Origin of the sequence: Limnohabitans sp. DCL3, from assembly GCF_048019295.1 — a bacterium.
Lineage (GTDB): Bacteria > Pseudomonadota > Gammaproteobacteria > Burkholderiales > Burkholderiaceae_C > Limnohabitans_A.
In genome coordinates this window covers 13,026-37,217 of sequence record NZ_CP171842.1, presented here as the reverse complement: position 1 = coordinate 37,217, position 24,192 = coordinate 13,026, and the positions used below count along the sequence as shown (strand labels likewise).

General features: G+C 61.0%; 26 protein-coding genes. 10 read left to right on the top strand and 16 right to left on the bottom strand.

Features of this window, described 5'->3' with window-relative positions:
• Positions 1–30: 30 nt before the first annotated feature.
• Positions 31–1,464, bottom strand: a complete 1,434-nt coding sequence (gene pyk, locus ACHEXK_RS00195) for a pyruvate kinase (protein WP_416547259.1) — start codon at positions 1,462–1,464, stop codon at positions 31–33.
• A gap of 231 nt (positions 1,465–1,695) precedes the next feature.
• Between pyk and ACHEXK_RS00190 the strand changes: the two genes are divergently transcribed.
• The gene (locus ACHEXK_RS00190) at positions 1,696–2,817 is read left to right on the top strand and encodes a fatty acid desaturase (protein ID WP_416547258.1); all 1,122 of its coding nucleotides are present in this window, start codon (positions 1,696–1,698) and stop codon (positions 2,815–2,817) included.
• 79 nt (positions 2,818–2,896) lie between these two features.
• Here the strand turns inward: ACHEXK_RS00190 and ACHEXK_RS00185 are convergent, their stop codons facing one another.
• The 6 genes from ACHEXK_RS00185 to ACHEXK_RS00160 all read right to left on the bottom strand — a co-directional run bounded on the left by ACHEXK_RS00185 (position 2,897) and on the right by ACHEXK_RS00160 (position 8,495).
• A complete protein-coding gene (locus tag ACHEXK_RS00185) occupies positions 2,897–4,090 on the bottom strand; it encodes a phosphoglycerate kinase (RefSeq protein WP_416547257.1) in 1,194 nt (397 codons plus the stop codon).
• 108 nt (positions 4,091–4,198) lie between these two features.
• Entirely contained in the window at positions 4,199–4,546 is a 348-nt protein-coding gene (locus tag ACHEXK_RS00180; protein WP_416547256.1) for an AzlD domain-containing protein, read from the bottom strand.
• The gene (locus tag ACHEXK_RS00175; protein WP_416547255.1) at positions 4,543–5,274 is read right to left on the bottom strand and encodes an AzlC family ABC transporter permease; all 732 of its coding nucleotides are present in this window, start codon (positions 5,272–5,274) and stop codon (positions 4,543–4,545) included. The genes ACHEXK_RS00180 and ACHEXK_RS00175 overlap by 4 nt, the downstream gene beginning before the upstream one ends.
• Positions 5,274–6,239, bottom strand: coding sequence for a methionyl-tRNA formyltransferase (gene fmt / locus ACHEXK_RS00170; protein WP_416547254.1), 966 nt, complete (start codon positions 6,237–6,239; stop codon positions 5,274–5,276). Before fmt ends, ACHEXK_RS00175 begins: the two co-directional genes overlap by 1 nt.
• Before the next feature lie 5 nt (positions 6,240–6,244).
• Positions 6,245–6,751 carry a peptide deformylase gene (gene def, locus ACHEXK_RS00165; protein ID WP_416547253.1) on the bottom strand — a complete coding sequence of 169 codons (507 nt, stop codon included), beginning with the start codon at positions 6,749–6,751 and terminating at the stop codon, positions 6,245–6,247.
• Positions 6,752–6,842: 91 nt separating this feature from the next.
• Positions 6,843–8,495 carry a phosphoethanolamine transferase gene (locus tag ACHEXK_RS00160; protein ID WP_416547252.1) on the bottom strand — a complete coding sequence of 551 codons (1,653 nt, stop codon included), beginning with the start codon at positions 8,493–8,495 and terminating at the stop codon, positions 6,843–6,845.
• Between the two features lie 214 nt (positions 8,496–8,709).
• Here ACHEXK_RS00160 and ACHEXK_RS00155 point away from each other — a divergent pair, with 214 nt between their 5' ends.
• Both ACHEXK_RS00155 and dprA read left to right on the top strand, forming a co-directional pair.
• Positions 8,710–9,438, top strand: a complete 729-nt coding sequence (locus ACHEXK_RS00155; RefSeq protein ID WP_416547251.1) for a phosphatase PAP2 family protein — start codon at positions 8,710–8,712, stop codon at positions 9,436–9,438.
• 108 nt (positions 9,439–9,546) lie between these two features.
• Positions 9,547–10,704 carry a DNA-processing protein DprA gene (gene dprA / locus ACHEXK_RS00150; protein WP_416547250.1) on the top strand — a complete coding sequence of 386 codons (1,158 nt, stop codon included), beginning with the start codon at positions 9,547–9,549 and terminating at the stop codon, positions 10,702–10,704.
• A 51-nt stretch (positions 10,705–10,755) separates the two neighbouring features.
• Here dprA and secF read toward each other — a convergent pair whose 3' ends face one another.
• The 3 genes from secF to yajC are packed head-to-tail and all read right to left on the bottom strand — an operon-like array spanning position 10,756 to position 13,965.
• Positions 10,756–11,706 (bottom strand): protein translocase subunit SecF, encoded by a 951-nt coding sequence (secF, locus tag ACHEXK_RS00145; RefSeq protein WP_416547249.1) that lies wholly within the window; start codon positions 11,704–11,706, stop codon positions 10,756–10,758.
• A 12-nt stretch (positions 11,707–11,718) separates the two neighbouring features.
• Positions 11,719–13,599, bottom strand: coding sequence for a protein translocase subunit SecD (gene secD, locus ACHEXK_RS00140; protein ID WP_416547248.1), 1,881 nt, complete (start codon positions 13,597–13,599; stop codon positions 11,719–11,721).
• A gap of 33 nt (positions 13,600–13,632) precedes the next feature.
• Positions 13,633–13,965: a preprotein translocase subunit YajC gene (gene yajC, locus ACHEXK_RS00135; RefSeq protein WP_416547247.1), complete on the bottom strand. Its 333-nt coding sequence runs from the start codon at positions 13,963–13,965 to the stop codon at positions 13,633–13,635.
• 210 nt (positions 13,966–14,175) lie between these two features.
• Here yajC and nthA point away from each other — a divergent pair, with 210 nt between their 5' ends.
• From nthA to ACHEXK_RS00115, 4 genes are read left to right on the top strand one after another with little or no spacing between them, the layout of a single operon-like run.
• Entirely contained in the window at positions 14,176–14,841 is a 666-nt protein-coding gene (gene nthA, locus ACHEXK_RS00130) for a nitrile hydratase subunit alpha (protein ID WP_416547246.1), read from the top strand.
• Positions 14,838–15,515 carry a nitrile hydratase subunit beta gene (gene nthB / locus ACHEXK_RS00125; protein ID WP_416547245.1) on the top strand — a complete coding sequence of 226 codons (678 nt, stop codon included), beginning with the start codon at positions 14,838–14,840 and terminating at the stop codon, positions 15,513–15,515. The genes nthA and nthB overlap by 4 nt, the downstream gene beginning before the upstream one ends.
• Positions 15,512–15,904 (top strand): nitrile hydratase accessory protein, encoded by a 393-nt coding sequence (locus ACHEXK_RS00120; RefSeq protein ID WP_416547244.1) that lies wholly within the window; start codon positions 15,512–15,514, stop codon positions 15,902–15,904. The genes nthB and ACHEXK_RS00120 overlap by 4 nt, the downstream gene beginning before the upstream one ends.
• A 17-nt stretch (positions 15,905–15,921) precedes the next feature.
• Positions 15,922–16,764 (top strand): EamA family transporter, encoded by an 843-nt coding sequence (locus ACHEXK_RS00115; protein ID WP_416548976.1) that lies wholly within the window; start codon positions 15,922–15,924, stop codon positions 16,762–16,764.
• Between the two features lie 28 nt (positions 16,765–16,792).
• On the opposite strand, the gene ACHEXK_RS00110 is transcribed toward ACHEXK_RS00115, so the two are convergent.
• From ACHEXK_RS00110 to phaP, 3 genes are all read right to left on the bottom strand, one after another.
• The gene (locus tag ACHEXK_RS00110) at positions 16,793–17,899 is read right to left on the bottom strand and encodes a hypothetical protein (RefSeq protein WP_416547243.1); all 1,107 of its coding nucleotides are present in this window, start codon (positions 17,897–17,899) and stop codon (positions 16,793–16,795) included.
• A 46-nt stretch (positions 17,900–17,945) separates the two neighbouring features.
• The gene (locus ACHEXK_RS00105) at positions 17,946–18,734 is read right to left on the bottom strand and encodes an enoyl-CoA hydratase/isomerase family protein (protein ID WP_416547242.1); all 789 of its coding nucleotides are present in this window, start codon (positions 18,732–18,734) and stop codon (positions 17,946–17,948) included.
• An 88-nt stretch (positions 18,735–18,822) separates the two neighbouring features.
• Positions 18,823–19,380 (bottom strand): TIGR01841 family phasin, encoded by a 558-nt coding sequence (phaP, locus tag ACHEXK_RS00100; protein WP_416547241.1) that lies wholly within the window; start codon positions 19,378–19,380, stop codon positions 18,823–18,825.
• 166 nt (positions 19,381–19,546) lie between these two features.
• On the opposite strand from phaP, the gene ACHEXK_RS00095 reads away from it, so the two are divergent.
• Positions 19,547–20,161, top strand: coding sequence for a hypothetical protein (locus ACHEXK_RS00095; protein ID WP_416547240.1), 615 nt, complete (start codon positions 19,547–19,549; stop codon positions 20,159–20,161).
• Here ACHEXK_RS00095 and ACHEXK_RS00090 read toward each other — a convergent pair.
• Entirely contained in the window at positions 20,158–20,679 is a 522-nt protein-coding gene (locus ACHEXK_RS00090) for a Spy/CpxP family protein refolding chaperone (RefSeq protein ID WP_416547239.1), read from the bottom strand. The two genes, ACHEXK_RS00095 and ACHEXK_RS00090, sit on opposite strands and share 4 nt — an antisense overlap.
• A 186-nt stretch (positions 20,680–20,865) precedes the next feature.
• On the opposite strand from ACHEXK_RS00090, the gene ACHEXK_RS00085 reads away from it, so the two are divergent.
• Both ACHEXK_RS00085 and ACHEXK_RS00080 read left to right on the top strand, forming a co-directional pair.
• Positions 20,866–21,603 carry a response regulator gene (locus ACHEXK_RS00085; protein WP_416547238.1) on the top strand — a complete coding sequence of 246 codons (738 nt, stop codon included), beginning with the start codon at positions 20,866–20,868 and terminating at the stop codon, positions 21,601–21,603.
• Positions 21,600–23,006: an ATP-binding protein gene (locus ACHEXK_RS00080; protein ID WP_416547237.1), complete on the top strand. Its 1,407-nt coding sequence runs from the start codon at positions 21,600–21,602 to the stop codon at positions 23,004–23,006. Before ACHEXK_RS00085 ends, ACHEXK_RS00080 begins: the two co-directional genes overlap by 4 nt.
• Before the next feature lie 132 nt (positions 23,007–23,138).
• On the opposite strand, the gene ACHEXK_RS00075 is transcribed toward ACHEXK_RS00080, so the two are convergent.
• On the bottom strand, positions 23,139–23,417 hold the full coding sequence (locus tag ACHEXK_RS00075; RefSeq protein ID WP_416547236.1) for a heavy-metal-associated domain-containing protein: 279 nt from the start codon (positions 23,415–23,417) through the stop codon (positions 23,139–23,141).
• 12 nt (positions 23,418–23,429) lie between these two features.
• Positions 23,430–24,182 carry a DUF4395 domain-containing protein gene (locus tag ACHEXK_RS00070; RefSeq protein WP_416547235.1) on the bottom strand — a complete coding sequence of 251 codons (753 nt, stop codon included), beginning with the start codon at positions 24,180–24,182 and terminating at the stop codon, positions 23,430–23,432.
• Positions 24,183–24,192 lie beyond the last annotated feature (10 nt).

Here is a 24,192-nt window from a genome sequence, read left to right as displayed (position 1 = left end):
AACCGGCCCCTCCCGGCGGGCACACCCCCCTCAATCGACCTTGCAAATTTTCAGCATGTTGGTGCCGCCCGGTGAACCCATGGGTTCACCACAGGTGATGGCATACACATCGCCTGAACCGACGATGCCACGGTTTTTCAGATGGGTTTCGGCTTCGGACAAGGCGGTGTCGCGGTCCGCACTGGTGTCCATCAACAAGGGCCGCACATTGCGGAACAAGGCCATTTTGCGCTGTGATGACAGTTTGGTGGTCAGGGCGTAAATCGGGATGTGCACCCGGCGACGGCTCATCCACAAGGCGGTGGAGCCGGACTCGGTCATGGCCACGATGGCCTTGGCACCCAAATGGCTGGCGGTGAACAGCGCACCCATGGCGATGGATTGGTCAATGCGGCTGAAGGTCTGGCCTTTGAAATCGGCATCGATTTCCACGTCTTCCGCGCCTTCTGCAGCCAAACAGATCTTGGCCATCTCCTCAACCGTCTCCAGTGGGTATTTGCCGGCTGCCGTCTCTGCGCTGAGCATCACGGCATCGGTGCCATCCAACACCGCGTTGGCCACATCGGACACTTCGGCGCGGGTCGGCACGGGGTTGGTGATCATGCTCTCCATCATCTGGGTGGCGGTGATGACGACTTTGTCGTGCACCTTGGCCAGCTTGATCATGCGTTTTTGCAGCGCTGGAACGGCCGCATTGCCCACCTCCACCGCCAAGTCTCCTCGGGCAACCATGATGCCGTCGCTGGCGAGCAAGATGCTTTCGAGGTGCGGAATCGCCTCGGCGCGTTCGATTTTGGCAATCAAACCCGGCTTGTGGCCATATTCGGCGCCTGCCACATTGCACAATTGGCGGGCCATTTCCATGTCGGTGGCATTTTTGGGAAAGCTCACCGCCACATAGTCGGCGCGCAGGCTCATGGCGGTTTTGATGTCCTCCATGTCCTTGGCGGTCAGCGCTGGCGCCGTCAGACCGCCGCCTTGCTTGTTGATGCCCTTGTTGTTGGACAACTCGCCGCCCAGCTTGACGGTGGTGTGCACCTGCTCACCCTTGACCGCCACCACGGTCAACACGATCAGCCCGTCGTTCAGCAGCAGCACATCGCCTGCCTTGACGTCTCGGGGCAACTCTTTGTAGTCCAGACCCACGCCCTGCAGGTCGCCCGGCTCGGTGCGAGAGGCATCCAGCACGAAAGATGCACCGGGCTCCAGCATGACCTTGCCCTCTGCGAACTTGCCCACGCGGATCTTGGGGCCTTGCAAATCGGCCATGATGGCCACTTCTCGGCCCGCGCGTTGCGAGGCTTCGCGCACCAACAGGGCGCGGTCCACATGGTCTTGGGCCTTGCCGTGGCTGAAATTGAGCCGTACCACGTTCACACCAGCCCGGATCATGGCTTCGAGCAGTGCGGGATCGCTGGAAGCAGGGCCTAAGGTGGCAACAATTTTGGTGGCGCGACGGGACATTCAAAGCTCTCCATGTAATTTGGTTTCAATTCTCACACGGAATCGGTTACACACCAGGTTCTTTCGGAGCTGTCCCCTGATCGAAAACCCCAATTTGACGGGTCACTGGCCCCTCGCTGGCCCCGGTGAACGGGTATTCCCCTGCCAAGCAGCACCTCAATTGATCCTCGTCAGCCCAGCGAAGGGGCAGGGCGACTAAACTTGGCATTAGCTTGTTTAACCAGAAGCAACATGACTGCCTTACCCACCACGACCACCGAACAACCGATTGGCTTAGACCAACCTCTGCCGCACCGCAAGACTTTGCGCGAGTGGCTGATCCCTTTGTCTGGACGCAGCACCGTCAGGGCCTTCGCACTCTTGGTGCTGGATTACGCTTTGTTTTTCGCCTTGATCACGGGCACGATGGCCTTCGATGCGGTTTGGGCAAAAGTGTTGTGCGCCTTGGCTGCTGGTTTCGTGATCGGCCGCCTGTTCATCATTGGCCACGACGCCTGCCATCAAAGTCTGACGCCCCACCGTGAACTCAACAAGGTGCTGGGCCGCATCGCCTTTTTGCCCTCACTCACCCCTTACAGCTTGTGGGACACCGGCCACAACGTGGTGCACCACGGCTACACCAACCTCAAAGGGGTGGACTTTGTTTGGACACCCCTGACGGCCGCCGAATTCGAAGCCCTGAGCCCCATGCAAAAGTGGCTGGAGCGCGCCTACCGCAGCGGCTGGGCACCGGGCCTTTATTACATGATCGAGATTTGGTGGAAGCGCGAGTTTTTCCCCAACAAAATCCACATGCCCACGCGCCGCCCGATTTTCTTCAAGGACAGTTTGCTGGTGAGTTTGTTTGGCGCGTTCTGGATTGCGACCATCGCTGCAGCGGCTGTTTACACCGGTCAATCGGTCTGGCTGTCACTGTTGCTGGGTTTTGTGGTGCCGTTTTTCTTTTGGAACAGCATGATCGGTTTTGTGGTCTATGTGCACCACACCCACGTGAAAGTGTCCTGGCATGACAACAAATCCGCCTGGACCAAGGCCGCACCCTTTGTGTCAACCACCGTCCATTTGACCTTCCCCTTCAACATTGGCGGCATGATGCACCACATCATGGAGCACACCGCGCACCACGTGGACATGAGCATCCCGCTGTACCGTTTGAAACAGGCGCAGACCAAGCTGGAAGAAATGCTGCCGGGCCGCATCATTGTGCAAGCCTTCTCTTGGAAGTGGTATTTCGAAACCGCCAAGAATTGCAAGATGTACGATTTCAGCCGAGAGTGCTGGACCGACTTCAAGGGCAATATGACCAGCCCGGTGCGCGGCAACCTGCCACCCACACCCACGCCGCAGGCCTGATCCCCCGCCTTCATGCGACAACAAAAAACCCCGTCATGCGGGGTTTTTTGTTGTCCGCGGCTTCAGCCCCAGCGGCTGGTCAACCCGCAGCGCGCTTGGCCAAAATCTCGAAAGCCGGCAAGGTCTTGCCTTCCAGAATTTCCAAAAATGCGCCACCGCCTGTGGAGATGTAGCCCACATCCTTTTCGATGCCGTATTTGGCAATCGCCGCCAGCGTGTCGCCACCACCCGCGATGCTGAAGGCGCTGGACTCGGCAATCGCCTGGGCGATCACTTTGGTGCCGTTTTCGAAGGCCGCAAATTCGAACACGCCCACCGGGCCGTTCCACACAATGGTGCCCGCCTGCTTGAGCTGCGCGGCCAGTTGGGCTGCGGTCTCTGGGCCGATGTCCAAAATCATGTCGTCGTCGGCCACCTCGGTGGCTTTTTTCACCGTGGCCACGGCATCGGGCGCAAAGGTCTTGGCCACCACCACATCGCTCGGAATGGGCACCTCGGCACCACGCGCCTTCATGGCCTCGATCACGGCTTTGGCCTCATCCACCAAGTCCGCTTCGGCCAAGCTCTTGCCGATCTTCAGGCCTGCCGCCAGCATGAAGGTGTTGGCAATGCCGCCACCCACAATCAGCTGGTCCACGTTTTGCGACAGGCTCTTCAAAATGGTCAGCTTGGTGGACACTTTGCTGCCCGCCACGATGGCGGCCAGCGGACGCTTCGGGTTGGCCAAGGCCTTGCCAATGGCGTCGATCTCGGCGGCCAGCAAAGGGCCTGCGCAAGCGATGGGCGCGAACTGGGCGATGCCATAGGTGGTGCCTTCGGCGCGGTGGGCGGTGCCAAAGGCGTCGTTCACGTAGATGTCGCACAGCTGCGCCATTTGGCGGGCCAGCGCTTCGTTGTTCTTTTTTTCGCCTTGGTTGACACGGCAGTTCTCGAGCAGCACCACTTGGCCGGGGGCCACAGTCACGCCGTCCACCCAGTTGGCAAGCAGCGGCACATCACGGCCGAGCAACTCACCCAAGCGCTTGGCCACGGGAGCGAGCGAGTCTTCGGGTTTGAACTCGCCCTCAGTGGGGCGACCCAGGTGGCTGGTCACCATGACGGCGGCGCCAGCCGCCAGCGCCATCTGAATACATGGCACGCTGGCACGCACACGGGTGTCTTCGGTGATGCTGCCGTCGTCGGCTTGCGGCACGTTCAAGTCAGCGCGGATGAACACGCGTTGGCCTGCGGCTTTACCGCTGGCGCACAAATCAGAGAAACGGATGACGTTCATGGTGTGAAGAAAAGTGGAGGGGTCAATGCACACCCATTTTAAAAGGCCGGCCTGACAGCGGCTGACGTCATGAACGGGTACGAACCCCGAACAACGCCGATACGGGGCTTACCAGCCCCAACCCAGGTGCAAAGGCAAATACACCGCCATGCCCGCGATGATGGTGAACAGCACATCACGCCGCCAAAAATAAACAGCCGTGCCCACCACGGCGGAAAACAGACGGGCATCTTGCCAAGTGCTGATCAGCACACCTTGCACGGTGATGATTTCGGGCACCACCACAGCCGACAAAGCGGCAATGGGTGCATATTGCAGGCCACGCTGCGCCCAGTGAGGCAAATGCCAATTTTTGCTGGAGATGAAAAAGAAGCTGCGCGTGAGCACCGTCACCAGCGCCAGCCCGGCGATGACGGCCACTGTCCACAAATCGGTACCGCCCCAAGCCATGTTCATGCGGGCACCTCGGGGGCAGGGCGCATTTTCTCGACCGTCAGGCACAAGATCACGGCCACCGCAATGGCCACCACAATGTTGAGTTTGAGTGGCAGGCTGTAGGCCAGCACAGCCGCTGCGCCAGCCACGGCTGCCGACAGCATGCGCATGCGCGAGCTGGCCAACGAGCACTGGATGCCCAGCAGGCACAAAATGCCGGCAAAGCCCAAACCCCAACTGGGCGGGATCAGGTTGGCCAAGGCGATGCCGACAAAGCTCGCCACAATCCAGGACAGCCAGTTTAAAAAGTCGTTACCCGCCAAATAGGCCTCTTGTTCCAGCCGCCCCTCGGCGCTCTGCGCCGGGTGCGCGTATTTGCGGGTGAAAAGCACATAGCTGATGTCGGCCGTCAAATAGGCGTGGAACATGCGTTGCCAACGGGGCAGATGGATCAAATACGGGCGCAAATGCAAACTGAACACCACAAAGCGCAAATTGACGCAAAAGCCGGTGGCCAAAATGACCCAAGCGGGTGCGCCCGCCACGATGAGCGGGATGGCCGCCAGCTGCGAGCTGCCGGCAAACACGAGCAGCGTCATGGCGCTGGCCTCGAACACGCTCATGCCCGACTTGACCATGGCCACCCCCGTCATCAAGCCCCAGGCGGCAATCCCCGGCGACTGCGGGGACACCTCGCGCATGCCCACCAAAAAGGCAGGGTGACGGTACAGGCGCGAGAGGAAAAACATCAGGCCGCCACCAGGCGCTGTCCCGGCTGCAAAGGGCAGCCACGCAAAAAGTCGGCCGCACTCAAGCGCTTGCCGCCGGGGCGCTGCAATTGCGTCAAACACAACTGGCCCTGCCCGCAGGCCACGCGCACGCCTGCGGCATCGGCCTGCACCACAGTGCCGGGCTCGGCGACCGCCTGCAAAGGCTCGGCCACCGCTTGCCACAACTTGAGGGTTTCGATGCCACCCGCCGCCGTCAACGGCACGGTCATGCCGGGGAACGGGTCAAACGCGCGGATGCGGCGGGCCAACACCTCGGCGCTCAAGGCCCAATCCAACGCGGCTTCGGCTTTCTCGATCTTGTGGGCGTAATTCACGCCTTCGGCAGGTTGAGGCTGGTGCGCCAAGGCACCGAGTGAGGCCAGCGCCTGCACAATCGCCTCGCCGCCCAAAGCGGCCAGCCGGTCGTGCAGCACCGCCGTGGTGTCGGTGGGCAAGATGGCCACAGGCCGCACCAGCAACATGTCGCCCGTATCCAGACCCGCATCCATCTGCATGATGGTAATGCCCGTTTCGGTGTCACCGGCCTCAATGGCGCGATGAATGGGCGCCGCACCGCGCCAGCGTGGCAAGAGGGACGCATGGATGTTCAGGCACCCTTTGGCGGGCAAGTCCAGCACCCACTGCGGCAGGATCAGGCCATAAGCGGCCACGATCATGGCGTCGGCTTGCGCGGCCAGCAAGGCTTGCCTGGCGGCTGCCGCATCTTCGGGGTATTTGCCGTCGAGCCGCAAGCTGCGCGGCTGGGCCACAGGCACCCCATGCGCCAAAGCCCATTGTTTGACGGGCGATGGCTGCAGCTTCATGCCACGCCCGGCGGGGCGGTCGGGCTGGGTCAGCACCCCCACGATCTCGTGGCCTGCCGCGTGCAAAGCGGCCATGGCCACCTGGGCGAATTCGGGTGTCCCCGCAAAAATCAAACGCATCCGGTTCAACGCTCGGCTTTTTGGGCCTTGACCAATTTGGTCTTGATGCGCCCCTGCTTGAGCGGTGACAGGTATTCAACGAACACCTTGCCCATCAAGTGGTCCAACTCGTGCTGGATGCAAATGGCCAGCATGCCTTCGGCGTCGATGCTGCGGCTTTTCCCATCGCGGTCCAAGGCGGTGACTTTGACTTTCGTGGCCCGCTCCACGCCGTCATAAATGCCGGGCACCGAGAGGCAACCCTCCTCGCCCTTGACACGTTCCTCATTCATCCAGCTGATCTCGGGGTTGATCAAGACCATGGGCTGGTTGCGCTCTTCGGAAGTGTCGATCACAACCAGGCGTTCATGCACGTCGATCTGGGTGGCGGCCAGGCCAATACCACCGGCTTCGTACATGGTCTCCAGCATGTCGTCGATCAGGGCATGCACACGAGCATCCACCGCCTGCACGGGTTTGGCCACCTTGTGCAGGCGAGGATCGGGATAGCAAAGAATAGGGAGCAGGGCCATGGCGTCAAAACAGTGATGAATTCAACACCATATTGTCCTCAATTTCCAAAACGCCTGCCGCCTGCAGGGCGCGTGTGGCTTGGGACGGCGCTCAACGCCCAGCAGCACAAGCGGAAAAAAGGTTCAACTCTGGCTTGGCCAGCTGGGTGCTGACCTGCGTCAAGCCGAGCACCGAGTGGAAAAGGTGGTCGTGCGACAAGGCCTTGGCACTTTGCGATTGCAAGCAATTCATGTCCCACTGGCGTTCCCGTTGCAGGGGTTTGGACAACCACACCAACATGGGCACATGGGTTTGCTCTTTGGGGGCCAAACTGTAAGGCATGCCATGCAGATAAAGACCTTTCTCGCCCAGTGACTCGCCATGATCGGACAGGTACATCAGCGCCGTCGGACGTGATTGAGCTTGCAGCCACTTCACCGTTTTGGCAATGAAATGGTCCGTGTAGACGATGGAGTTGTCGTACGCGTTGACGATGTGCTCAGGGGGGCAGTTTTGCAAGGCATGGCTGCTGCACTCAGGCTGGAAGGGCTTCATGGCCGCGGGCGAACGCTTGTAGTAGGCTGGCCCGTGGCTGCCCATCTGGTGCATCACCACCACCGTGCCTTGGGCGCGCTTGAGCGGATCCAAAGCCGCCAGTTGTTGGGGCAACTCGTGCAGCATGACTTCATCGAGGCATTCGCCACTGGCGCAATACTCGGGCACCTTCAGCGCGGTGGTCGCCACACTCGGCACCCGGTCGCACACCCCTTTGCAACCCGACTGGTTGTCCAGCCACAGCACCGCCATACCGGCGCGCTGCAACACATCCAACACGCTCTCATAGCGGTCTTTGCTGCTTTCGTAGGCCGATTTGCCCAGATGCGAAAACATGCACGGCACCGAGGCTTGGGTGCTGGTGCCACAGGACTTGACGTCCGAGAAATAGACCAAATCACCCTGCGCCCGCAACTGACGCAGCTGGGGCGTGGTGTCCCTGGCATAGCCGCCCAGGCCGAAATTGGCCGCACGGGCAGTTTCGCCCAAAATCAGCACCACCAAGGGCGCGCTGGCCTCGCTGCTGGGTGTCTTGAGCAACTTGGCGTCTTCGCCAATGCTCTGCAAAGGTCGGGTGGCCTGAGCGGCTTGGCCCACCGTCAACAGGGTCACCGCATAAAGGCTGTTGAACGGGTTGATCATGTAGCGCAACTGCTTGTGGTTGCGGGTCAGGGAGGCAATGTCTTGGAACGACATCCAAAACACCCCCATGGCCACCAAAAACGCCAGCAAGGCCGTGCCGAGTTGTCGCCCGATCAACGATTTGGCCGGCACCGATCGGATCGGCTGCCGCCAGAGCCATACCCCAGGCAATACCACCCCCATCAAGACGGCCGCCAACATGGGCCAAGACAACAAGTCACGCACTTCGCGCACATCGGTCTGGACCACATTGGCCAGCATGCTGGCGTCGATGACGACGCCGTAGGTCAGCATGAAGTAGCTGCTGGACGTCACGGTGACCAGCATCGCCACACCCACCGGCTTGAGCCACCGAGGCCAGACCCACAGGCACAAAAACCAAGTCAGCAATGCCAGCAAGATCACCCACAAGCTGCCCATGGTGGTCAATGCACGCAGACCTTGGGTTTCAGGCAATCGCCAAATCGCCATCCAAAATGGCAGGTTACCGGCCGTTGTCAGCCACAAGACCATAACCGCCAACAACTGCGTGGGGTGCCACGCCGTGCGCGGAGTAAGAAGCTTCATGACACGGTTGCCTCAAGTACAAATGGGCTCGATTCTAGACACGGCAGATGAAAGCGCGCTGAGGCAGCGCTCAAATCGGCATTTCGACGAGGTTGCGGCGCATTTTTGGAGCAAACGCCCTTAAAGTCCGAGCTGTTCCTTGGGCGCTGCGCTGTAGAGTGCAAAGCCCCACGTTCAAGCGCATGACGCATTCGCCACACTGAATTTGACCTCCATGAGCCCCGCACACCACTATGCCCACCCGAGCGACTTGTCCCCAACACGGCGGTTGGGACTGATCACTTGGGCAGTGCTGATGTGTTTGCTGGCATGGGATTTTTCAGGTCTCGACATGGGTGTGATGCAGGCACTTGCAGACAGCACGGGCTTTCGATTTCGTGCGAACTGGTGGTTGGAGACCGTGTTGCACACCCGGGCCAAGCAGTTGGCGATCTTGGTGTATTTGGGATTGCTCGTGATGGTCTGGTGGCCGCAAAAGATGCTTCGGCAATTGACGCGCTGGCAGCGCTCGGAAATCATGGTGGGCATCACGCTGAGTCTGGTCGCCATCAGCACCCTCAAGAGCTTCAGCTTGACCAGTTGCCCCTGGGAGCTGCAGGCCTTTGGCGGCCCCGCCGCGCATGTTTCTCACTGGCTTTGGGGGGTGGCAGATGGGGGCTCGGGTCGGTGCTTCCCCGGGGGACACGTGTCCTCCGCTTTCGCCTTTCTTGGCTTGGCATTGCCCTGGCTGGTCTCCGATTCGTTGACTCACCGCCAAACAGGCCTGCGCATTTTGGGGGTGGTTTTGTCAATGGGCTTCTTGCTGGGCTTGACCCAGACGCTCAGAGGCGCCCACTTTCCAAGCCACACCCTGTGGACCGGCTTCATCTGCTGGGCCGTGGTCTTGGCCAATCACTTCTGGTTTGGTTGGCTGGCCCAACGGCGCCCAACCCCCGCTCGCTGAGGCCAGCGTTTGCAGCATTTGCGCGTGCTGCACCCAGGCTAGGCAAAGCAGCCCATTGGGCCCACAATGCCCCCACAGACAGCCGCCAAGGCTGCACAGGGAGACACGATGCTGAACACATCCGAAGCGCTGGCGTCCTGGTTGCGCCTGGCACTGACCCCCGGCGTTGGACCGGAAACGGCGCGGCGCTTGCTGGCCACTTGGGGGCAGCCCAGCGCCATCTTTGAGCAATCCGGAACCACCTTGCGCCAAGTCGTTTCGGCCGCCCAAGCGCAAGCGCTGTGCGAAGTACCGCAGGGCTGGCATGACTTGCGTGAAAACACTTGGCGCTGGCTGCAGACAGCCTTGGAGCCGGGCATGGCGCGCGCCCTGATCACCTTGGGTGACCCCGACTACCCCGCCGCCTTGCTGGAAATTCCAGACCCACCGCTGATGCTCTATGCCTTGGGGCAAATCGATGCACTGCGCCAGCATGCCATCGGGCAAAGCGTGGCGATGGTCGGCAGCCGCAACCCCACACCCCAAGGGCTCATCCATGCCCGCGAATTTGCCCGCTGCTTGGCCGCAAGCGGCTTGACCATTGTCTCGGGCTTGGCGCTGGGCATTGATGGTGCCGCCCATGAAGGGGCCCTTCAAGGCGTGGTGGATGGCCCATTGGGCACAACATTACCCACCATCGCTGTGGTGGGCACGGGCCTGGACCGGGTCTATCCCCGTCAGCACCGCGACTTGGCGCACCAGATCGCCCAACGCGGGGTGCTCCTGAGCGAATACCCCTTGGGCACACCGCCCCTGGCGCCGAATTTCCCTCGCCGCAACCGATTGATTTCGGGTCTGTCGCAGGTCACTTTGGTGGTCGAGGCTGCCCTGCAGTCGGGCTCGCTCATCACCGCCCAACAAGCCCTGGAGCAAGGCCGCGACGTGATGGCCATCCCCGGCTCGATCCACGCCACCCAATCCAAGGGCTGTCACCTGCTCATCAAGCAAGGCGCCAAGCTGGTCGAGTCGGCACAAGACGTTCTGGAGGAATTGCGTGGGCCCGGCCATGTGGCGCAGGTGCCGCTGGCATTCACGTCAACGGCCGAAGACCTGCCCGAAGACGAACTGCTGACGGCACTGGGCCATGACCCGGTGAGTCTGGACGCCCTGCAAGCCCGCTGCGGACTGCCCACAGCCCGGCTGCAAGCCCAATTGCTGGAGCTTGAAATGCAGGGACACGTCGGCCGCCTGCCCGGAGGACTGTTTCAGCGCTTGGGATCGGCGTGATCGCCGTGGCCCCCAAAGGTGGGCCACAAGAGGCCCTTTTCTCAAGATCGGTCAGACGACCGCGCCCGAATTTTCATCGCTCGGATCGATGTCTTTCTTGAGCGGCTTGATCAGGTCTTCGCGTTGCAAGCCCAACCACATGGCAATGGCCGCCGCCACGAAGACCGACGAGTAAATGCCAAAGCAAATGCCAATGGTCAGTGCCATGGCGAAGTAGTGCAGGGTCTCGCCACCGAACAGCAGCATCGACAGCACCATGATCTGGGTCGAACCGTGGGTGATGATGGTGCGGCTGATGGTGGAGGTGATCGCGTTGTCGATGATCTCGACGGTGTTCATCTTGCGGTACCGGCGGAAGTTCTCACGGATCCGATCAAAAATCACCACCGATTCGTTGACCGAGTAACCCAGCACGGCCAACACGGCGGCCAGAACCGCCAGTGAAAACTCCCACTGGAAGAAAGCAAAAAATCCCAAAATGATGACCACGTCGTGCAAGTTGGCAATGATGGCCGAGACGGCGAACTTCCACTCGAAGCGGATCGCCAAATAAACCATGATGCCGACCACCACAAAGGCCAGCGCCTTGAGGCCGTCTTCGGCCAGCTCATCGCCCACCTGCGGGCCGACGAACTCGGTGCGGCGCAAGGTCACATCGGGGTCGTTGGCTTTCAGGGCGGACAAGACTTTTTCACTTTGCTGGGCCGAACTCACGCCTTTTTGCGCAGGCAAACGGATCATCACATCGCGTGCCGAGCCAAAGTTTTGCACCTGTACTTCTGAAAAACCCAGCGTGGCCACCGTGCCGCGCACCTTTTGCAGGTCGGCGGGTTGGCTGTAGCTCACTTCCATCAAGGTGCCACCCGTGAACTCCACCGACAGGTGCAGACCGCGGCTGAACAGAAAGAAGACCGCCAGAGCAAACGTCACGAAGGAAATCACGTTGAACACCAACGCGTGCTTCATGAACGGAATGTCTTTTCTGATTTTGAACAATTCCATGGTCTTTTCCCCTTAATCGGCTTTCACCGCAGCGCCCGACTCGGGCCGCCACACGGTGCCGATCGATACCGATTTGAGTTTTTTCTTGCCGCCGTACCAGAGGTTGACCAAGCCGCGTGAGAAGAACACCGCCGAGAACATGCTGGTCAAGATGCCAATGCAGTGCACCACAGCGAAGCCGCGCACCGGGCCGGAGCCAAAGGCCAGCAAGGCCACGCCCGCGATCAAGGTCGTGATGTTGGAGTCAAAAATCGTGGCCCAAGCCCGGTCGTAACCGGCGTGGATGGCCGCTTGGGGGCTGACCCCGTTGCGCAGCTCTTCACGCACGCGCTCGTTGATCAGCACGTTCGAGTCAATCGCCATGCCCAAAGCCAGCGCCATCGCGGCCATGCCCGGCAGCGTCAGGGTCGCCTGCAACATCGACAAAATGGCCACCAAGAACAACAGGTTCACGCCCAGCGCGATGCCGGAGAACAAACCGAACACCGCGTAATAAATGACCATGAAGGCCACGATCACCAGGAAACCCCAGGTCACGCTGTTGAAGCCTTTGGCAATGTTCTCAGCGCCCAGGCTCGGGCCAATGGTGCGCTCTTCGATGATCTCCATGGGCGCAGCCAGCGAGCCGGCACGCAGCAGCAGCGCGGTGTCGTTGGCCTCGGCAGTCGTCATGCGGCCAGAAATCTGCACGCGTCCTCCCCCAATTTCGGCGCGGATCACGGGGGCTGTCACCACTTCGCCCTTGCCCTTTTCGAACAAGATGATGGCCATGCGCTTGCCCACGTTGTCGCGCGTCACGTCCTTGAAGATGCGGGCGCCCTTGGCGTCCAGGGTCAGGTTGACCACGGGTTCCTGCGTCTGGCCGTCAAAACCCGGCTGGGCGTCCGTCAGGTTGTCGCCCGTGAGCACGACCTGTTTCTTGACGATCAAGGGGCGGCCGTCGCGTTCCAGGTAGCGTTCGGCGCCAAACGGCACGATGCCACCGGCCTGCTCTGCGGCGCGCGCTTCGGTGCTCTCATCGACCATGCGCACCTCGAGGGTGGCGGTGCGGCCCAAAATGTCTTTGGCTTTGGCCGTGTCCTGCACACCGGGCAACTGCACCACGATGCGGTCCAGGCCCTGCTGCTGGATCACCGGCTCGGCCACGCCCAGCTCGTTGATCCGGTTGTGCAGCGTGGTGATGTTCTGCTTCAAAGCCTGCTCTTGCACACGGCGTGCGGCTTCGGGTTTGATGCTGGCGGTGAGGCGGAACTCGCTGCCGTCGGCGGCCTCTTGCGATTGCAAGTCGGCAAACTGCTCAGACAACACGCGTTTGGCGGCCTCGAGCTGTTTGGCATCGCGCAAGCGAACCTCAATGCTTTGTCCATTGCGGCTGATACCGCCGTGGCGCACGTCTTTCTCGCGCAGCAAGCTGCGCAGGTCTCCCGTGATGGATTCGACCTTTTGCGTCAACGCCGCTTGCATGTCCACTTGCAGCATGAAATGCACGCCACCGCGCAGATCCAAACCCAAATACATGGGCGACGCGTGCAAAGCGGTTAACCAAGCGGGTGAGCGCGAGACCAAATTGAGTGCCACCACAAACTGAGGGTCTGCGCCCTCGGGTGTCAGGGCTTTTTGGATCGCATCTTTGGCTTTCAGTTGCTCATCGGTGCTTTGAAAGCGGGCTCTGACCGAGTTGCCCTCCAAGGACACCAATTGGGGATTCAAGGCACCCGCTTTCAGTGCGTCCTCCACCTTCTGCAGCGTCGAAGTGTCCACCTTGATGGTCGCCTTGCTCGAAGACACCTGCACCGCAGGGGCTTCACCAAAAAAGTTGGGCAGGGTGTAGACCACGCCCAGCAACATGGCGATCACGAGGATCGCGTACTTCCATACCGGGTAACGGTTCATATTGACTCGCGTGCAGGGTGAAAAACCGACCAATTACTTGATGGTGCCTTTGGGCAACACTTGCACCACTGCGCTGCGCTGCATCTGCACTTCCACGCCGGAGGCCAACTCCACGCCCACATAAGCTTCACCCAGCTTGCTGACTTTGCCTAAGAAACCACCGGCCGTCACGACCTCGTCGCCCTTGGCCAAAGCGTCGATCATGGCGCGGTGCTCTTTCTGCTTTTTCATCTGAGGACGAATCATCACGAAGTACAAAACCGCAAACATCAGCAACAAAGGCAGCATGCTCATCAGGGTGGACTGCATGTCGCCCCCTGCTGCAGCGGCAGGAGCGGTTTGGGCAAAAGCGGAAGAAATGAACATGGAAACTCCACTGAAGGGGATCAATCTGGGTTTATCGGGGCAAAAAATCTGCGCCGCGCGAACGAAGCCGCCATTGTATGCGGCGCTATGATCTCTTTCGAAAGCCTTTTCCAAGAGAGGTTGGCGCCCCCAACTGACCGCGCGCCCAACTGACCGCACCCCCACGATCCACCCTTGAGCCCACAGGGCCTGCCCCCAAAAGGATGCGCCATGCACGCTGAATCTGCACCGACTCATGCCCATGACCATGAGCACCCGCACGACCCTGCGCACAGCACTTTGGGCGAGATGGACTTGCGGGTACGCGCCCTGGAAACATTGCTGATGCAAAAAGGGTATCTGGATCCCGCCGCTGTCGACCGCATCATCGAAACCTACGAGGTGCACGTCGGTCCCCACAACGGCGCCAAAGTGGTGGCACGCGCCTGGACAGACCCGACTTTTCGGGACTGGCTGCTGCGGGACGCCACCGCCGCCATCGCCTCGATGGACTACACCGGGCGCCAAGGCGAGCACATGGTGGCCGTGCCCAACACGCCGGACACCCACAACATGGTGGTCTGCACCTTGTGCAGCTGCTATCCCTGGCCGGTGCTGGGCCTGCCCCCGGTTTGGTACAAAAGTGCCGCCTACCGCTCCCGCGCCGTGATCGAGCCGCGTGCGGTGCTGGCCGATTTCGGCGTCACTCTGCCTGAAGGGCAAAACATCCGCGTCTGGGATTCCACCGCCGAAGTGCGTTACCTGGTCTTGCCCGAGCGCCCCGCAGGCACCGAGGGCTGGACCGAAGAACAATTGGCCCAACTGGTCACCCGCGACGCCATGATTGGCACCGGCCTGCCCGTCAATCCTGCATTGAAACCACAGGTGACCCCATGAACGGCGTGCACGACATGGGCGGCCTGCAAGGCTACGGCCCTGTTCAGATCGAGGCCAACGAGCCGCTGTTTCATGGCGATTGGGAGCGCCGGGCACTGGGCGTGACCGTGGCCATGGGCGCCAGTGGCCTGTGGAACATCGACTTGGCCCGCTCGGCCCGCGAATCCCTGCCTCCGCTGGACTATGTCAAAGGCCCTTACTACGCCATCTGGACGCAAGCTCTGCAAAACCTGTTGATCGAGCGCGGCTTGATCACCGCCGAAGAGCTGGCGCTGGGCCAGCCCATCACGCCGCCCATGGCGGGCGTGCGGGTGCTCCAAGCCGCTGACGTGGACGCCGCACTGGCCAAAGGCAGCCCGACCGACCGACCCAGCACGCAAGCGCCACGCTTTGCCGTGGGTCAACGCGTGCGGGCCCTGAACCTGAACCCCCTAGGCCACACCCGCCTGCCACGCTATGTGCGAGGACACATCGGCACTGTGGTGCTGCACCACGGCAGCCACGTTTTGCCCGATCGGCATGTGAGCCAAATGTTGCCGCCTTTTGACGGCACGGCCGAGCACCTCTACACCGTCGTTTTTGACGGCACCGAGCTGTGGGGCCCGCAAGCCGAAGCCGGGCACCAAGTGAGCGTGGACGCCTGGGAGTCTTATTTGGAGGCTGTTGCTGCATGACCACCACCCTGAACGACCTGGCCCAAGCTTGTGGCGACGGCTTCCCCATGCCCCCCGCGGCCAACAACGGCACCGTTTTTGAAGAACCCTGGCAGGCCCACGCCTTTGCCATGACCTTGCATCTGCACGAACAAGGCGTCTTCACCTGGCCGCAGTGGGCCGAAGCCCTGACGCGCGAGATCCGTGCGGGCCAAACGCGCGGCGAAGCCAATGACGGCAGCCTTTATTACACCCACTGGCTCCATGCGCTGGAGCACTTGGTGATCGAGCAGCAGCTGGGCACGCACAACGAAATCCATGACCTCGAACAGGCCTGGGCCGACGCCGCCGAGCGCACGCCACACGGACACCCCATCGTGCTGGACGTCACAGAAAGAGGTGCCATTTGAACCTGCGTTTGTGGGCCATGCTGGCCTTGATGAGCAGCTTGATTTCTCTGGCGATCGGCACCTCTTTTGCCAAGAGTCTTTTCCCCGCCTTGGGGCCTGAGGGCACCACCGCTTACCGGCTGGTCTTTGCCACCGTGATGCTGATGGCGGTGTTTCGCCCCTGGCGTCGCCGCTGGGCGTGGTCCGACGCGCTGCCGCTGGGTCTGTATGGCGTGACGCTGGGCATCATGAACCTGTTGTTTTACAGCGCCATCAAGACCATCCCCTTTGGTGTGGCGATCGCCATCGAGTTCACCGGGCCGCTGGCGGTGGCGGTCTGGACTTCGAAAAAAGCCAGTGACTGGCTGTGGGTGGCGTTGGCCGCTTTGGGCCTGGGCTTGCTGTTGCCCCTGCCTGGCGCAGACGCTGCTGCAGCGCTTGACCCGCGCGGCATGGCTTTCGCATTGGCGGCGGGTGTTTGCTGGGCGCTATACATCGTGTTTGGCCAACGTGTGGCCCAGCGCTACGGCAGCATGGCCACGCCGATGGGCATGTTGGCCGCAGCCTTGGTGGTGGCGCCCATTGGCGTGGCACAGGCCGGCAGCACCTTGCTGGACCCACAATGGTTGGTCGCCGGCTTGGCCGTGGCGCTGCTGTCGAGCGCTGTTCCCTATGCACTGGAAATGTTCGCGCTCAGGCACCTGCCCAAAAACACCTTCAGTATTTTGCTCAGCTTGGAGCCCGCTGTGGGCGCCTTGGCCGGGTGGTGGGTGCTGGCCGAAAACTTGACGCTTTTTCAGGGGCTGGCGATTGCCATGGTCATGACCGCATCCATGGGCACGGCGTGGTCGGCGGGGCGTTCACATTCTGGGCCGGTTTAGGCGACCACCCCTTACGGCGCTGCGGCCCTCACTTCGGCTTGGGCTCTTCCGGCTTGGCCTCCCCCTTCGCATCGCCTTTGCCGTCACCCTTCCCCTCTGACTGGGCATCCGCCTTGGGATCGCTCTTGAGCTTTTCCAGTTGCTTGAGCACCCAGCTGCGTTTTTCCAGGCGCTCTTGCTCAAGGCGTTCGATTTCCTGCATGCGCCTGGCGTACTCGGCCTCGGCCTTGGCTTTGCGCTCTCGGGCTTGTGCCGCAAGGGCTTCTCGGGCGATTTGCTCTTCACGCTCGCGCGCCTCGACGGCCGCCTTCACTTTGGCTTGCTCTTGGGCCAGCAGTTGGTCCTTCTGGGCTTGCTCCTGCTTTTGACGGACCGCTTTGGCGCCCGCGGTTTCTCTCACCCCAGTACCCCAGGCTTGTTTGGCCAGTTGGCGGCGAATGGCCTCCTCGGCCGTGATGGGGCGGGTTTTGCCGTTCTCGGTGGCACTGTAAAAACCCTCGCACCGGGTCTTCACACCGGACAGCACACAGGCGAAATTCTTGGGGTTGTCGTCGCCCCACGCTTTTTTCTGGGCCAAGAAGGCATCGCACTGGCCCATGGCTCGCTGAATTTTCAAGTCCTCCGGGCTGGATTGATGGTCGTTCACATCAAACCACTCGTAGCGCACCTGCCCCAGCTGCAGTGCCGTGCGCACACATTCGGCCTTGGCGGGCCCCATGGCAGCGAAAGCACGAAGCCACGAGGCACGCAAGGCCACGTTGTCATAAACCACCCCAAACTGCGTGCGCCCCTGTGTAGGGCAGGCGTTGACGATGTCATCGCTGACACGTTTGGACTTGCCACGCCAAGTCACCACCACGGATTCGAGCTCTTGAGGCGTGATGTCGATGCGGGCCTCAAAGTCTGGGGCGCGCACTTCTCGCTCCACACTGGCTTGGCCCTGAATGGTAATTTCCAGATTGCAAAGCTGCTCCGCGTTTTGCACCCGCGCGGCCACCACCACCGCATTGGACTGGTCGGCCATCAAACGGTATTGGCCCGCTTGGGCCCAACCCACAAAGGTCAGCGCGCAGGGCATCAGGGTGGCCCAACCCAAGGTTTTCAAGGCACGGCGGTAAAGAGAATGTGGCTGCATGACTGAGAAGAGTCGGCTCGAAGTGCAAATTCTTGATAGACCCCGGTCAGCGTCCCACAAAAATAGGCCGACGCCGCTGCGCAAACGCGGCACGCCCCTCCGCAAAGTCGGCACTGAGGCTGCTCAGGTTTTCGCGTGCACGCAGCAGGCTTTCGTCTTGCGTGCCGGCCGCGATCTCATTCAAGGATTTTTTGGTGGCTTGCACGGCCAAGGGCGCCAAGGCCAGGACGTCTTGTAACAGAGCTTGCTGCGTCTGCGCCCATTCCACCGGCTCCACCAGGGCCTCGAACAAGCCCAGTGCATCCAGTTGCTGGGCCGTGAATGGCCGCGCCGTCAAAAATGCCCGTTTGGCCGCCGCCAAGCCAAAGCGACTCACATAACGCTGCAAACCACTGGGGTAGTAATGCAAGCCCAAAGCGGTGGCGGGCATGCGCCATTCGATGCCCTGCAAAGCGATGCGCAAGTCGCAGGCCAACACCACATCGGTGGCGCCGCCGTACACGCTGCCGTTGAGGGCGCAAATCGTCACGGGGCGCAACTTGGCCAAGGTATCGGGGATCGCTTCAAAGAAAGTGGCGCCATGGCCCGGTTCGTCAAACCCGCCGATGTCGTAGCCCGCACAAAAAACAGGCTTGGGCTGCCCCGCTGTATTCGCGGTCAACACCAGCACACGCACGTCCGGGTGGTGCTCAATGGCTTCAAAGTGGTCCAGCAAGGCCTTGAGGTCGCCGTTTTCCAAGCGATTGCGCTGGGCCGGGCGGTTCAAAGTGATGGAGGCCACGCCCCCCTCGATCTGCAAAATGGGGACTGACGCTTGCGCAAAGGCTGATGACATGGGTGCGATCCAAAACAAAAAGGGTGTCCGAAGACACCCTGATTGTAGAAAGCGGGCCCTGTTCAGGACCCGCTAGCAAAGGCCCAAATCAAGCCTTGGCTTTGGCCTTGGACATGGCGGACTTGACCGAAGCTTCGGCTTGGGCAGTGGCCGCCTTGATGTTGGACTCAGCGGTCTCGGCAGCTTGCTTGGCCACTTTTTTCAGGGTTTCAGCGGCTGTTTGGCCGGCTTCAAAAGCCGTTTTGATCGCGGCGACAGCGGCGTCAGAGCCTGCTGGTGCATTTTTCAGGCTGTTCTCAACCAAGCTTTTGACCGCTTGCTCGGACTCGGCCATTTTGCCTTCGGCCGCTTTGGTGAACACGGCGCTGGTGCTGTTGGCGATGTCAGCCAAGTGACGGCCGTAAGACACCGATTTTTCGAAGGCGGGCTGCACCAAAGCGGCTTGCACAGCCATCAGGTCTTGAGGGGACTTGGCACCCATCAGGGCTTGCATGTTGGCGAAAGACTCGCCCACAGCGGCTTTGCCAGCAGCCATGTTCAGCTCAACCAAACGCTCAAAACCGGCAAATGCGGTTTGCGACAGGTCCGCAGCGGCAGACAGGTTGGCTTGTTGAGCGGCGGCGAATTGATCGGCGTTGAAGTTCATGGTTTTTCCTTGAAGAGGTTTTGTTGCAATGCAGCAATTTGAACAGCATGCCGAAACACAAGCAAGGGAAAACCCGCACTTTAGAGTCAACTCTCCAATTGGGCTTGCCCGCACCAACTCACTACACTTGCCGCAACGGCCATCTCGGCCATGACCCACTGGATTTATGGAATTTCTCAGTCTGCTGTTTTTATTGGCCACAGGCATCCACTGGCTCAACACCCGTGGGCAGCGCCAACGCACCGCCTTGCTGGCCGAGCAATTGCGCCCCTACCAGATTGAAAAACACATGGAACAACTCACCAGTGCCTACATGCGGGCGCTGGGTGAGACCGATCCCGAACGGCAACAGCAAATTCTGCAACTGCAAGAACAAGCCGAACAGCAACTGGCGCACGAGTTCCGCAACCTGGCGCGGGAATTTGCCAAGCTCAGCGCTCCCGCCACCCGTGGCTTCAAGCTGGCGATTCCGTACATCGACCAACTTTCTCCCCAATTCACCTTCGACATGCGCCGCTTGCTCGAGGTGCACGCCCAAGGCATTGAGCGTACCGTCAGCAACCTGCACGGTTTGGCGCCCAAAGAGCGCTCATTTCGCATGATGGGCGAGATGTTTTTGATGCAACACAGCTGCCACTGGTTTTGCAAATCCAAAACCATTGCCTCAGCCCGCATGGTGGCCCAACACCAAACCCGCTACGAGCAGGCACTCGAAGCCGTGAGCCCCGAAACGCGCCAAGCCTATGCGGGTGTGGTGCGGGCGCCCAGCCCACAACATTAACCTTTGCGCGACTCGCGATGGTCTTGGTGACCCGAGTGGCCACGCTGTGGACGGCCCTCGCGCCCCATCCAGTTCACCCATTCAGCGTTGAACACCGATTGCTGCGCCGGGTTGAGCCGGGCCAACAAGGTTTGTGTGGCTTGTTTCATTTGGCTCAAGTGCGCTTGGTGGTTCTGCAGCCGTTGGCTCATGGCGTCCATGCGCTCGATCGCCCCCACGGCTTGGGTGTCTTTCGATGAATGCATGGCTTCGCGCATGCCCTCATGCTGCTTTTCACGGGCCCGTGCCAATTCTTGGATGTCTTTGACAAAAGCGTTCCAGGCGGGGCGCTGCGCATCCTCCAATTTCAAAGCGCTCTCCAGTTTGGCCAATTGGGCCTCTGCACCATGACCGCGTTGGTGCGCTGCGCCACTGCGATGTGCAGGGTGCATGTTCATGCCGTGTTGGGCAGCGATGGCCGTCATGCTGGCCCCGCTGAGCAGTGCCGCCGACAACATCCAAATCACTCGTTGGTTCATTTCAGACTCCTTGAAAGTGTAAACCCGCTCTGGGCGGTCTCTGACGGGTGTCAGATGGGTGTATTGAACGATGGTCGCGTCAAAAAATCGTGTCTGAAGCCCAGTGTTTTGCATGCGCTTGTGTCTGAGCAGACTGCAGACATGTTCTGATACAAAAAAACCGGGCGGCCACCGTATCATGCCGGCATGACCTCCTCCCCTGACCGCGTTTTGATGGTCGATGACGACCCTGAAATTCGCCAATTGACCGCGCAATACCTTCAGCAAAACGGTGTTCAGTGCAGCACCGCAGCCAATGGCCGTGAAATGCGGCATGCCCTGCAGTCGCAGCGAGTGGATCTGTTGGTGCTCGATGTGATGATGCCGGGCGAAGACGGCCTGACCATTTGCCGGGACTTGCGCGCCCAAGGCAGCCCCCACGCGGCTTTGCCCATCCTCATGCTCACAGCCCGTACCGAGGATGCTGACCGCATCTTGGGCCTCGAGATGGGGGCCGATGATTACCTGGGCAAACCGTTTGCACCGCGGGAATTGTTGGCCCGCATCCGTGCCATCCTGCGCCGCTCGCGTGCCTTGCCGGGCAATTTGCAAAGCGCCACGGGCACGCTGTTTTGGCGATTTTCGGGCTACACACTGGATGCGGTGACGCGTCAGGTGCGCAATCCCGATGGCGTGTTGTTGGTGCTGACTTCGGGCGAATACCGCGTTTTGCTCGTCTTGCTCCAGCATGCCAACAAGGTGCTCTCGCGCGACCAATTGCTCGAACTCACCCAAGGCCGAACGGCAGATGCGTTTGACCGCTCCATTGATTTGCTCATCAGCCGCCTGCGTTTGCGCTTGGGTGAACCTGCGCGCGCCTTGGGCCTGATCAAGACCGTGCGCAGCGAGGGCTATGTGCTGGCCACCGAGGTACAAGGCGAATGAACGCTGTGTTCCAAAAAATCTGGCCACAAAGCCTGTTTGCACGCTTGTTGTGGGTGTGGCTGATGGGCCTGGCTTTGGTGCTGGCCGCTGCAGCCTGGCTGGCGCTGGATGAGCGCATGGTGCGCGGCCAAGTGATACAGCATGCCCGACTGGCTCAAGAGTTAGCGGCATCGGCCGACTGGCTCGACACCTTAAGCCCAGACCAACGCGCCCTGTGGATGCAAGACCAAGTCAAAGGCCGAGCACGTTGGCGTCTTGAACCGCCAGCAGCATGGACACCGAACGAAACACCACTGCCGCCCCACGTTCGCGCCCTCGCAAAATACTTGGAAGAAGAATTGGAGTCACGCCAACCGCGCGTGCGGCACCTGCCGCCTGTGCGCCCCCATGACCACGACAAGGAGGGCCAAGAGCACCGCGCCAGGCCCGCTCACGAACAGACTTGGGTGTCTCTGTTGTTGGCCGATGGGGCACAGGTTTATGCCAGATTACCCAGCGCTCCCCCCTCGCACGAGGCCATGGGCCAGCCCGGCTGGGGCGGGCGAACACCTTGGGCCTTGGTGGCGCTGACGGTGATTGTGGGCTTGGCACTGTTGACTTGGCTGGCGGTCATTTACGCCACACGCCCCCTCAAACGCATGACCCAAGCCGCTTTGGATTTGGCCGCCCACCCCAACCGCGCTGCGCTGCCCGACAGCGGCCCCACCGAAGTGCGCCAAGCCGCACAGGCCTTTAACCACATGCAAACCCAGTTGCAACGGCACATGGCCCAGCAAACGCAGGTCCTCGCCGCCATCGCACACGATTTGCAAACGCCCTTGACGCGCTTGCGCCTCAAAACCGAATGGGTCAGTGACGATTCGCTGCGCCTGCGCATGCAAGCGGACCTGAGTGAAATGCAAGACCTGGTGCACGACGGCCTGGCGCTGGCCCGGAGTTGGCACGCTCAACCCCAGCGTCAACCGGTTCATTTGAACCAACTCTTGCAAACCCAACTCAGTGAATGGGAAGACCTGGGCTGGGCAGTGCAACTGCAAGGCACCGACCAGGACTGCTTGGTCCACACCGATGTGGCCGCGTTGCGTCGGGTGCTGGGCAATGTGGTACACAACGCCATCACCTACGGCCACCGCGCAGTGGTGAGTTTGTCCTGCCAAGACCCCCGTCAACCCGAGCACTGGCGCATCGTGGTGACCGATGAGGGGCCGGGCTTGCCGGCGTCCGATTTGGAAACGGTGTTGCAACCGTTTGTGCGCCAGGAAAGCTCGCGCAACCGACAAACCGGCGGCACGGGCTTGGGCTTGTCGATCGCACTCAACCTCATGTCGGCGTTGGGCGGCAGCTTGGTGCTGGCCAACCGCCCCGAAGGGGGCTTGAGCGTGACACTCCGTGCGCCGCGTTGAGCATTCAGTTCACAACAGGACGGCGCTGAAGCGGTGCATCTCGGGCGGCACTGCCGCTCGGTTTGGGATGAAATTGAACGGGTGCGCAGCAAGCCTGTCAGCAAAGCTTCGTCGAACCAGACTTGCACGGATTTAAGCGCTGACCTTGCCGATCGCGCAGCTCACCATCGACTTGGCCTGCGCCAAGCCCGACTGAATGCCTGACACCGAGCCTTGCTCGGGGTAGCCCATGCTGCGCAGTTTGTCGGCGATGGCGCTGCGCTCGGCCTCGTTGGCCAAGAGCGTGATGCGTTGCTGCTCGCGGTCGATCAGCACCTCATTCACGCCCGCGATGCTGATCAGGCCTTTGCGGATAGAGTTTTCGCAGCCGCCGCATTTGATGTTCTCGACGTCAAAGATGAGTGTGGTCATGGTGGGGTCCTTTCAAAGACAGCCGTTGTGTTGTTTCCAAATGGTCTCGTGGCCCATGGCCTTGGCGAATTCGGGCACACGGCAGCGCGCTTCTTCGCTGCCTGTGGGCTGGCTCGGTGTGCCGTGCATCGCCGGGTGGTGCATGCCGCGCAATGCAGGGGCTTGCGTGACCCAGCCCGCCACCGCCACCATCACCGCCACAAAACCCACCAGCACCAAGGCTTGGCCCCAATGACCGCCCGCGCCAGCGGGCGGTGTGTAGCGGCAGGTGCCGCCGGGGCACAGCTGGGCTTGCTCGGGGCGAAGCCAGTTGTGCAGCTTGCAGCCGATGCAAATGCCGAACGCGGTTTCAAAAAACATCAGCAACAAACAGGTGCCACACACCAGCATGTTGAGCGGCCCAATGCTGCGTTCGATCACCAGCAAATACAGCATCCACAGGCCCAGCGCCAAGCCGATGCCCCAGGCAAAACGCTTTTGCGGCGCGCCCACGTACTCGGGCTCTTGGCCGCGCACGACCCACTGGCCCATGATCATGGCCGGGGCCCAACGCGGGTTAACGAAAAGGCGAATGCCGAACTCGATCACAAAAGCCACCACAAACACCTGCGTGGAACGGAATTCACCCTGCAGCAAGGCTTGCGCGAACGACGCAAAAGCGAACAGAAACAGAATTCCGGCGCTGGCGCGCACCGCACGTTCGTTGAACACGGGCACGGCGTATTCGGGCAAGGTTTGGCCAAAGGCAAAGAATGGGGTTTTCATGCGGGCAGTA